This is a genomic window from Brevibacillus formosus (genome assembly GCF_003013405.1).
GTDB classification, from domain to species: domain Bacteria; phylum Bacillota; class Bacilli; order Brevibacillales; family Brevibacillaceae; genus Brevibacillus; species Brevibacillus formosus.
Genome location: NZ_PXZL01000013.1, coordinates 732215 through 743672, shown reverse-complemented (window position 1 = coordinate 743672; position 11458 = coordinate 732215). Strand labels below are relative to the sequence as shown.

General features: G+C 47.2%; 2 protein-coding genes. Both read right to left on the bottom strand.

Going from position 1 to position 11458, the window contains the following annotated elements:
• On the bottom strand, positions 1–504 hold a 504-nt coding region (locus C7R91_RS16095; RefSeq protein WP_146142143.1), incomplete at its 3' end, for a condensation domain-containing protein.
• A gap of 87 nt (positions 505–591) precedes the next feature.
• Positions 592–11376, bottom strand: coding sequence for a tyrocidine non-ribosomal peptide synthetase TycB (gene tycB / locus C7R91_RS16090; RefSeq protein ID WP_047069310.1), 10785 nt, complete (start codon positions 11374–11376; stop codon positions 592–594).
• Between the last annotated feature and the right edge of the window lie 82 nt (positions 11377–11458).

The following is an 11458-nucleotide window of genomic DNA, read 5'->3' as shown; positions in this document are numbered from 1 at the left end:
CCCTTTATAAAGGGCCGCGTAATACGAGAGCAGTTTATTGAGCAATACGCCCAATGACCAACCGTCTACGATGATATGATGGAACGCCCAAACGAATTGAAACTTGTTCTCCTCTGTTTGGAAAATCGCTGCTTTCATCAAGCTATCTTTTGTCAGGTCAAACGTATGATGCTGACGCGTATACGCTTTTATGTAATCGTTCAGATCATTTACAGGCAAATGAGTAATGTTTTCGAAATGCACAACTGCTTTTTTCTCTTTAAAAACAACCTGTCTGGGACGCTGCAGGTTTTGATACACAAACACCGTTCGCAATACCTCGTAGTTTTCTACAAGCTTGTTCATGCTCTCTTCAAAGGTAGGCAGATGAAAATTTCCTTGGATCGTTGCGGACATCTGGAGGCAGTAGGCACTGCTCTCTGAATCTTTGATAGCATGAAACAACATGCCCTCTTGCAATGGAGTTAACGGATAAATTTTTGCGATATTTTCCTGCTTTTTCATTACGCACCTCAACTCTGTTATTGATAGATTCAAAGAGGGTTCCTCCAATAAAAACTCTCTTGCCCAGCTTTTATTGGAGGAAAAACATTAAATCATTTCCAGTATGTTCTCCAGTTCTTCCATGGAAAGGTCGTCATCCCCCAGATCGCTCGGAGTCAACTCCCCTTCTTCTTTTGCCATGCAATGGTCGATGATACGCCGTAAGTGATTCCGGTAACTGTACGCTAAGTTTGTTATGGTTTCTTCTTTGTACTGGAGACTGCTGTATCCAAAGCTGATCTGGAGCTTTCCATCCTCGATCAAGCCGGAAATGTCCAAGAGGAATACTCTCTCTGATTCTGGACTGAACAGCTGTCCTGTCCCGAGCGGTGAGAAGGTATATCCGCCCGATTTTACATCTGAGTCAAATTGCCCGAGATAGTTAAAGCTGATTTCCGGCTGCAAGGCAAATGACAAGGATAGCTGCGTCTTGCTGGACGTCATCGTACGTAAAATCTCGTAGCCAATTCCTTTTTTCGGAATGCGGCGCAGGTTTTCTTTGATCTGCTTGATTTGGTAAGCCAAGTCCTCTGATTTTTCCATATCAAGTACGACAGGGAACTGGGATGTGAACCAGCCAACCGTTCTTGTGACATTCATTTCATTCTGAATGTCCTCGCGTCCGTGACCTTCCAGGTTGATGACAGGGCAGTTGGTATTTGCCCATTCTTTTACGGTTAACCCCAAAGCTGTCAGCAGCAGATCATTTATTTCTGTGTGATAGGCATGATGCACGTGACGCAAAAGGTTTTCTGTCTCTAGTGCTGTCAATTCGACCTTTACAGTGTGCGTGTGCTTTTGTTTCCGATCGGCTGTGACAAAATCAGTTGGCAATGCGACTGGTGTAGTGGTGCTCTCCAGATTGTGCCAATACGCTACTTCCCGTAACAGCTCGTCACTCTGTGCGTAGCTCTCCAGTTGAGCCGCCCAGTCTTTATAGGAATCTGTTTTCTTCGGTAAAACGATCTCCTGATTTTGGAGAGCCTGTGAATAGGCCGATGAAAAATCTTCAAACAAGATTCGCCAAGACACGCCATCCACGACCAGATGGTGTATGGCAATCAGTAAATGGTCGCCTTCTTTGGTTGAGAAGAGAGCCAAATGAACCAGCGGTCCCTGTTCCAAATCGATACTGCTTTGGATGAGATCGGACAATTCCAGGATGTGCGCTGCGCTATTTGCATGTTCCCTCACATCAAAAGAATAGAAACGGAATCGGTCATCGGTAAGCCCTTGATTGATTTGCGTCATGATCCCATTTTCCTGTTTGTATATCATTCGTAACGCATCATGATGCTCGACGATTTTATGGAAGGCTTGCTGTACAAGGGCTGCATCAAAGCCTTCTTCACGATAGAGCATGACAGCCTGATTCCAATGGTGACGATCCGTGAAATTTTGCTCGAAGAACCACTTCTGGATGGGTGTCAAGCCAATCTCGCCCTCTACGACTCCCTGATCACTCTCTCTGTTGTTCGGTGTTACATGGATAGCGACTTCCTCGATCGACGGATGTTGGAACAGCTCTTTCATCGCAAGCGTCCAGCCTGATGCGTACAGGCGCGTGGAAACTTGAATCGCTTTGATGGAATCCCCACCCAATTCAAAGAAGTTGTCTTTTATACCGACTTGCTTGATACCCAAAACGTCTGTCCAGATGGTAGCCAGCAATTGTTCCAGCTCGTTTCTGGGTGCCTCATATTCTCTTCCCGAATTGTCATCCTGGCTTGGCTTCGGTAGTGCTTTTCGGTCTATCTTGTCGTTGGGGGTCAGCGGCATCTTATCCAGTTGGATAAAGAAGGATGGAACCATATAGCCAGGCAGTTCCTTCGCAAGATGCCTTCTCAAATCGGCTATGGACACTTCTGATGCTGCTACGACATAGGCGCAAAGATACTGGCCGGCAGCAGAGCCATCATCTCGGGCAACCACCACCGCTTGATCGATGTTCTCATAGGCGAGTATGGCGCTCTCGATTTCCCCGATCTCGATTCGATACCCGCGTACTTTGACCTGTTCGTCAGCCCGACCGACGTATTCGATCGTGCCATCCGTCCGCCATTTTACCAAGTCACCTGTTTTATACATGCGCTCTTCTGGTTCAAACGGATTCACAACAAACTTTTCATCTGTGAGCTCCGGTTTGTTCAGGTAGCCTCTTGCAAGCCCAGGTCCTCCAATGCATAGCTCACCCACCACACCAACCGGTTGCAAGCGATGTTGTGCATCAACGATGTAGACCTTTACGTTGGCAATCGGCCGGCCAATCGTGATGTCTTGACCGGGTTCAATAGAACGGGAGATGGTGGAGACCACGCTATTTTCAGTCGGACCGTATTCATTGTTGATCCCGATTTTTGGATGCTTTTCTTTCGTTTTTTGAACAAGCTGTGCAGGTAACTTCTCGCCTCCCAGTGATACGCAGCGAAGCTCAGGGAAGTCTGCCACAGTCGAGCAATCCAGAATTGCTTGGAACAGACTCGGTACACCATAGTAATGTGTGACCCCAGTGGATGCGATCAGCTTTTTCAACGCGATCGGGTCTTTGGCTTCTTCCTCTCTCGGCAACACGCACACAGCACCTCCGAGAAGCGGCGCGAACAAGCTCGCTACAAACCCATCGAAAGCAAAAGAGAACACTTGCAATGCCTTGTCTTCCGGTCGGAAACCATATTCATCTCTTCTCCACTGCAAGCAGTTGATGATCGCACGATGCTCGATCATGACTCCCTTCGGCTTGCCGGTCGTACCGGACGTGTAAATGATATAAGCTAAATCGGAAGGCTTGTTGATGCAAAGCAGATCGTCAGTCTGTGAAGAATAGTTCCTAGAGTCGCCCAAATCGATGATCTGTGCATGACTAGTCACCTTAGGGATCAAGTGAAAATGAGTAAGCACGAGTTTCGCCTGACTGTCCTCCATCATGTAGCGGATTCTTTCTTCCGGGTACTCAGGATCGATGGGCAAAAAGGCGCCGCCCGCTTTCAAAATGGCAAGAATAGCAATGACCATCTCTAATGACCGTTCCAGTAACATGGCGACGATTTGCGATGGCTCAACACCTTTCTCACGCAAAACGGATGCGAGCTGATTCGCTCTTTCATTCAACTCTTGGTACGACATTCGCTGCCCTTGGAATACCAGCGCTGTTTGATCGGGCATTTTTGCCGCCAGTTCTTCAAAGAGCTGATGAAGGGTTTTGTCTTTGGCGTATTCTCTGTCCGTACGATTGAACTCCACCAGTAACAGCTGCTTCTCTTCTTCCGTCAGCATATCAATCTCTTGCAGCATCCGATCAGGATGGGCCGCAATGCTTTTCAGGATTTGCAAGAAGTGACGGGACATCCTGTCTACCGTATCTTTTTTAAACAGCTTGGTACTGTATTCCAATCGCAAAAACAAGTCTGTTTCACGGTCGGTCATATGGAACGACAGGTCGAATTTCGCTATCGCCGGAGCGCTGTCGGATTCATAATGGCGATAAACCAGTTGATCAAGCGTTTTTGGGTCCAGTTCATCGTTTTGCAGGATGAACATGGTGTCAAACAGTGGATTACGTCCCGGGTCACGCTGAATGCCAAGCTTTTCAACAAGACTTTCAAACGGGTAATCCTGATGATCATAAGCATCCAGGGCATTCTGCTTGACTTCCATCAGAAACTCCTTGAAGGTCTTTTCGGATGTCGGTTTGTTTCTGATCGCCAGTGTGTTGACGAACATTCCCACAACGGGCGCAAGCTCAGATCTTGACCTGCCGGAAATCGGCGTTCCCACAATGATGTCATCCTGCCCGGAATACTTCGAGAGCAGCACATTGTACGCTGCCAGCAAGACCATGAACAGCGTCGTTTTGGTTTCGGTCGCCAGTTCTAGCAGGGCATCCCGCAGTTGGTGGCCAGTTGAAAGCGCGATGTGACTACCTTCAAAGCTTTTTACGGCTGGTCGCGGGTAATCCGTCTGTAAATCCACGGCTGAAATGTCTCCTGCAAACGTACGAAGCCAATACTCTTCCTGTTGCTTGAAGGCATCTGACTGAAACAAGCCCTGCTGCCAGACAGAAAAATCCTTGTACTGAATGCGCACCTCTGGCAAATTTCTTCCCTGGTACAATTCAGCTAGCTCATTGAACATGATCGTGACCGATGCAGCATCTGCGGCGATATGATGCATGTCATAAAGGAGAAGATGACGCTCATCCGAAATTTTCACCAAGCCCATGCGGATCAGTGGCGGAACAGAAAGATCAAATGGACGGACAAACGAGTGGAAAATTTCATCGATCTGATGCTCCTCCGCTGTTTGATACTCCATTTCCACTTTCACATGGCTATGAATTTTTTGGACCAGCTCACCCTCGATTATCTCAAATGATGTTCTCCAGATATCGTGTCGATCCACCAATGCTTGCAGCGCAAACGCCAATTGCTCGCGAACCAGCTCGCCTTCCAGCATGATCATGCCAGGCGTATTGTAGCTAATGCCGGCCCCTTCAAGTTGATAGAGCAGATACATTCGCTGCTGGGCTGATGATACCGGGTAGTAATCTCGCGGCTCTGCTGGTTGAATAGCTGCATCTGATGCAGCTTCGCTGTTTTCAATCAATCGGGACAAGGCACGAACAGTTGGAGAACCAAAGAAATGCTTTAAAGATAGATCAACTTGAAACTCTCGATGCACATGCGCTACTACCGTCATAGCTTTCAAAGAATGTCCACCCAGGTCAAAAAAGTTATCCATCACTCCGATGTCGGAGATGCCAAGAACGTTTTCCCATATCTTTGCCAGTGTCGCCTCTACTTCATTGGCAGGCGCGACATACTCCACACCTGTCGCAGGCTTTCCTTCAGGCTTCGGCAGCGCTTTGCGGTCGATCTTGCCATTTGGCGTGAGCGGGAAAGCATTCAGTTGAATCAAATAGGTCGGGACCATATACGCTGGCAGTTCTTGCGATAGATGTGTTCGAAGAGCCACTTCCGAGATGTTTTCTTTACTGGTGAAATAGGCAGTTAGATACGTGTCCCCGCTTCCATCCGGATAAGCGACGACAATCGCTTCATTTGTCGTTTCATAGCTGAGAAGAACCGATTCTATCTCCCCGATCTCTATCCGGTATCCTCTCACTTTTACTTGTTCATCCAGGCGTCCTATGAATTCAATCGTACCGTCAGGGAGCCATCTGCCAAGGTCGCCTGTCTTGTACATGCGTTCACCTGGCTTAAATGGATTGGAAACAAACTTCTCCTCGGTAAGCTCTGGTTTGTTCCAATATCCGCGTGCCAACCCAAGTCCGCCAATGCATATCTCTCCCACTACACCAATTGGTAGCAGCTGGTGCGAATGGTCCACGATGTATATGCTTGTGTTTGCAATTGGCCGTCCTATGGTGATCGGAGCATCTGGGAGCGCATCGCACAAATAGGTGGCGATAACGCTGCTTTCTGTCGGACCATACGCATTGATAGTAATCATCTGCGGATTCATTTCTTTGCACAGCTCAACCAGCTTCGGCGATAGCTTTTCTCCCCCGAGCATGGTCATTTTCAGTGGACTGATCTCTTCGGGGGTGCTGCATTCCAAAATCGCCTGGAACAAACTTGGCACGCACACCGTGTAGCTGCAACTCCAGGTTGAAATTAGGTTTTTGAGCGCGATTGGATCTTTGGCTTCTTCATCCTTCGTCAAGACAACAGTTGAACCAGATAGAATCAATGCAAAGAAAGTAAGGGCAAAAGCATCAAAGGCAAAGGAGAGAGCCAACAAGCCTCTGTCATGGACAGATAGGGCAAGCTCTTCTTTGTTCCACGTCGCACTGTTGACAATACCTTTGTGCTCCCCCATGACCCCTTTTGGCTTACCTGTCGTACCCGATGTGTAAATGATATAAGCTAGATGGGTAGCCGTATGAATCGGGTCAAGGTTTGTGGTGATACGAGAATAGTTACTCTTATCCTCCAAATACAGGCATTCCACTCCAGCAGCAATCTTTGTTCCAAGATGCTCATGAGTAAGCACGAGACGAGCTTCGCAATCTTCCAGCATATAAGCAATGCGATCATTCGGATAATCTGGGTCGATAGGCACATATGCCCCACCAGCCTTGAGAATGGCAAGGATTCCAATTACCATCTCCAAGGAACGATTTGCCATAATCCCAACTCGTTGGTCAGCCTTTACTCCTTTTTTCCGTAATGTACGAGCAAGCTGATTAGCCTTCTTATTGAGCTCCTGATATGTCAATTTTTTGTCCCCGCAAACCAGTGCGATTTGATCAGGGGTTTTCAGCACTTGTTCTTCAAATAGCTGGGGAAGTGTGCTTTCCAACTGAACAGGCTTGAATGTGTCGTTGAAATGGATCAGCAATTCCTGCTTTTCCTGCTCGGTGAGCATCTCCATTTCGTAGAGAGCCAAGTCCGTGTTCCGGATGACTTCATGCAAGATTTGGATGTAGTGACGCGACATGCGTTCGATGGTCTCCTGCTTGAACAGCTTGGTGCAAAATTCGAAGCAGAACATAAGACCGGCATGGTCTTGGCTTGCTTCGAGAGACAAATCGAACTTCGCCATTTTGCCCTCTGACACGTAAGGCGTCACTGTCATGCCCTCGATCTTGATGGGATTGGCGTCCATATTTTGCAAGATGAACAACGTGTCAAACAATGGATTGCGGCTTCGATTTCGACTGACCGCCAGCTTTTCGACGAGCTCCTCAAACGGGTACTCCCCATGCTCAAAAGCAGCGAGTGTATTGTCCTTTACTTCTCGTAAAAATTGCTTGAAGCTTTTGGTTGCCACAGGCTGATTTCTCATTGCCAGCGTGTTGACGAACATACCCGTGATGCTTTCCGTGTCAGGGTGTGTTCTTCCAGCTGTCACGGTTCCTACCACCATGTCTTCTTGCCCGGAGTATTTCGCGAGCAAAACATGGTAGGCTGCCATGAGCACCATGTAGAGCGTAGTACCAGTTTCGGCCGCCACTCGTTGCAAACCATCCAACAGTTGTTTTTCAGAACGGAACAGATAACGTTCGCCCTCAAAGCTTTGAACAGACGGTCGAGAGTAGTCCAAAGGTAGGTTTAAGACAGGAATTTCACCAGCGAATCGCTCGGTCCAATACGCTTCTTGCTTTCTGTATTCATCTGTCTGTGCCAAACCTTTTTCCCAAAAGGCGAAGTCTTTATATTGAATGCGTTGCTCTGGCAAAGATTTGTCTTGATAGAGCTGCGCAAGATCATTCAGGATGATTTGCGATGACACGCCATCCGAGATGATATGGTGCATATCGATGATCAGGACATGGCGCCGCTCTCCCAGCTTGATTAGTCCAATCCGACTTAATGGCGCTTTTTGCAAATCAAACGGACGCATGAAATCCGTGATGACTTGATTTAAACGATCTTCTGTTGCTGCCATGTAGGTGATTGGTAGTTTGCATTCCGGATGGATGCGTTGAACCGGCTCACCGTTGATGGTATGAAAGGAGGTTCGCAGCGATTCATGACGACTCACCAGACCGGAAATGGCATGCTCCAGCTGCGGCACATTCAAATCTCCATCAAGTACCGTCACAACGGGCAGATTATACACCGTACTATCCGGATCGAGCTGGTTTAAAATCAGCATGCGTTTTTGCGCTGAGGATACTGGATAATGCTCTTGCATGACGACCCGCGGAATAGCGAGATACGTTCCTTCCTCTACACCTTCCACATACTTAGCGATTTCTTGAATGGTTGGTCTGTCAAACAAGACGCGAAGTGGAACATCTGCTTGGCAGTCTTTTTGCATCCGGGAAATGAGATGAATCGCTTTTAGCGAATGACCCCCCAGCGTGAAAAAATTGTCCTGAATGCCAATCGGGGACACTCCGAGTACGCTTTCCCAAATGGCTGCCATTTTCTGTTCCAGTTCGGTTGTCGGGGCGACGTAATCCGCACCCGTAAATGCATTCCCCTCTGGTATAGGCAAGGCTCTTCTGTCTGTTTTTCCGTTAGGTGTGACCGGAATCCGCTCCAGCTTCATAAAGAACGAAGGGATCATATACTCCGGCAGCGTTCGCGATAAGTACGCACGCAGCTCCTCGTTGCTGACTTCTTCTGACAAAACGACATAGGCGCACAAATACTTTCCGCCAGTCTCATCCGTTCTATCGATGACCACGGCTTCCTTAATCAAGGCGTGGTTGAGCAAGTGCGATTCGATCTCGCCCAGCTCGATGCGATGACCCCTGATTTTTACCTGATGGTCGATCCGCCCTAAGAACTCGATATTGCCATCTGGCATCCAACGAGCGAGGTCACCAGTTCGATACATTCTTTCTCCGGATTGATACGGGTTCTCGAGAAACTTCTCCGCAGTCAGCTCCGGATTGTGCAGATATCCTCTTCCTACATTGGCCCCAGAGATATACAGCTCCCCAACAATGCCCTCTGGCTTCATCTGCAACTTTTCATCCAGGATATAAATGCCTGTGTTGCTGATCGGTTTTCCGATTGGCGGCAGCTCTGGTATATCCATGCTCGGGTCCATCGTGTAGGTGGTCACCACATGTGTCTCAGACGGCCCGTAATGATTGTGTAAAAATACGTGATGGTTCCGCAGATATTTCTGTAGCTCATGAGTGACGACGAGCTGTTCTCCGGCTGTGATAATGTGCTTGACGCAACGCGGGAAGCTTTGCGCATAATCTTTTTCGTTAAAGATAAATTTCAAGAAGGATACAGGGAGGGACAAAATGCTGATCTGTTTTTCCTGGATAAAGGCAAACAGTTTTTCTACGTGACGTCTCATCTCATTCGTGATGAGATAGAGCTGTCCCCCGGAAAGCAGTGTCGAGAAAATCTCCTGGTAGCAAACATCAAAGCTGCATGTGGTATACTGCAATACTTTTTCATGAAAATCGATGTTGGTCTTGGCAAACGTAAAGTGCATCAGATTTGCCATGTTTTTATGCTCAAGCATGACGCCTTTTGGTTTACCTGTCGTTCCTGAGGTATAGATGATATAAAACAAGTCATCTGGATGATTAATCATTTCGACAGGCGCACTGCTCTCATCCCAGATGGCTGGAGCACTGATATCTATTTTTTCAGTAGAAGCAGAGACTTTCTCGAGTAAATGCTGTTGGGTCACTACTAATTGAATCCCGCTATGTTCCAGCATGTAGGCGATTCGCTCTTCTGGCAGCTCCGGATCAATCGGTACAAACGCACCACCGGCTTTCAAAACCCCAAGAATTCCAACAATCATCTCGATGGAACGATCCATCATCGTTCCAACTAGACTGTCTGCTGCAATCCCTTTTCCTCTCAAAAATCTGGCGAGCTGATTGGACTTTTCATCTAGCTCCCGATACGTCAGATGCTGTTCTCCGAATACGACGGCAACCTGCTCGGGTGTCCTTTCCACCTGTTCCATAAAGAGCTCGTGCATGGTTTTCGTAGGATAAGCAGCCGAAGTATCCAGGTTTCTAGCCATTAGCTGTTGTTTTTCAGTTTCTGTCAGCAAGGTAACCTGTTGTAGGGTGACCTTCGGACTGTTTGCCACGCAAGCCGCGATCTGCTTGAGGTGTCCAGCCATTTTTTGGATAAAGGCTTCGTCGAAAGCAGCGGCATTATAATCAAACCGCATCGAAATCTCTTCTTTGGGCATTACCATGACAGTCATGTCATAATTGGTAGGCTCAAACATCTCGACCTCGGAAATGGCAAAGCCTACTTGCTGTGTCGACGCCTTTTTCTGCATGGCCTCGACTAATGGATAGTTTTCGATGACCATCAGGTGATCGATCAAATCTTGCTTCAATACGGAATTGTTTTGAATATCGTACAAAGGCACATGCTCATATGGCTGGGATTGCAGTGTTCTTTGGTGCACATCCTTTATTAAGTCGACAAAGGTTTGATCGTTTTTCGCTTGAATGCGTAATGGAATGGTATTGATAAACAACCCTACCATTTTGTCGATTCCGACGATTTCAGTTGGTCGCCCGGATACAACAGAGCCGAATAGCACATCATTCGTACCGTTATAGGATTGGAGGAGAATCCCCCATAAGGATTGAATCACAGTCGGCAATGTCACTTGATTTTGACTTGCGATTGCAGAAAGCTGCTGCGTCAAGTTACGGTCCAGTGCAAAACGATATTGCGCCGGTAGAAAGGCATTGCTAGAAGACTTCCCAAATCTCGGCAAGGAAGTTTGCTGCTCAAACTGTTCCAGATAGTCTCTCCAATATGCGAGAGCAGCCTCCTTATCTTGCTTTTCCAGCCAACGGATAAATTGGCTGTATGGCTGCACCGGGTCAAGGGAAATCGGAGTGCCGTTCTTTAAGGATAAATACACGGAAAGCAAGTCATCAAAAATAATGCTAAAGCACCAACCGTCCATGAGTATGTGATGAAAGCTCCAGATGATTTGGTATTCGCTCTCCGACATTTGAAAAATAGCCACTCTCATCAACGAATCTTTCGCCAGATGAAAGGTTTTCTCTTGGTCATTCCTTTTGTATTGGATGTAGCGCTGTTGTTTTTCTTGCTCGTCGTATGCAGTTAAATCGCAAAAAAGGATGGGAATGGGCCGTTCCTTTAAGACAACCTGCAAAGGCTGCTTTAATTTTTCATAGAGAAACAGCGTACGGAATACGTCGTATCTCTCTACCAGGACATGCAAACTATTGGTAAACAAACCAACGTCAAGATCGCCTTGAATCGAAATGGACATCTGCACAAGATGAGAGTTATGTTCTTCATCTAGCAAGGCGTGAAATAACATTCCCTCTTGCATCGGCGTCAATAAATACATATCTTGTACTTGTTCTTTGCTAAAAACACTCATTCCGGCACCTCGATATCGACATTATTCGTCTTTATTTGTCATTTTTGTCTAAAAATGTAAGTTGGGAGCATGATTTACCCCA

What these genes read in the sequence shown, in the direction of transcription:
- tycB (WP_047069310.1), bottom strand. Translation starts at nt 11,376, where the DNA reads ATGAGTGTTTTTAGCAAAGAACAAGTACAAGATATGTATTTATTGACG.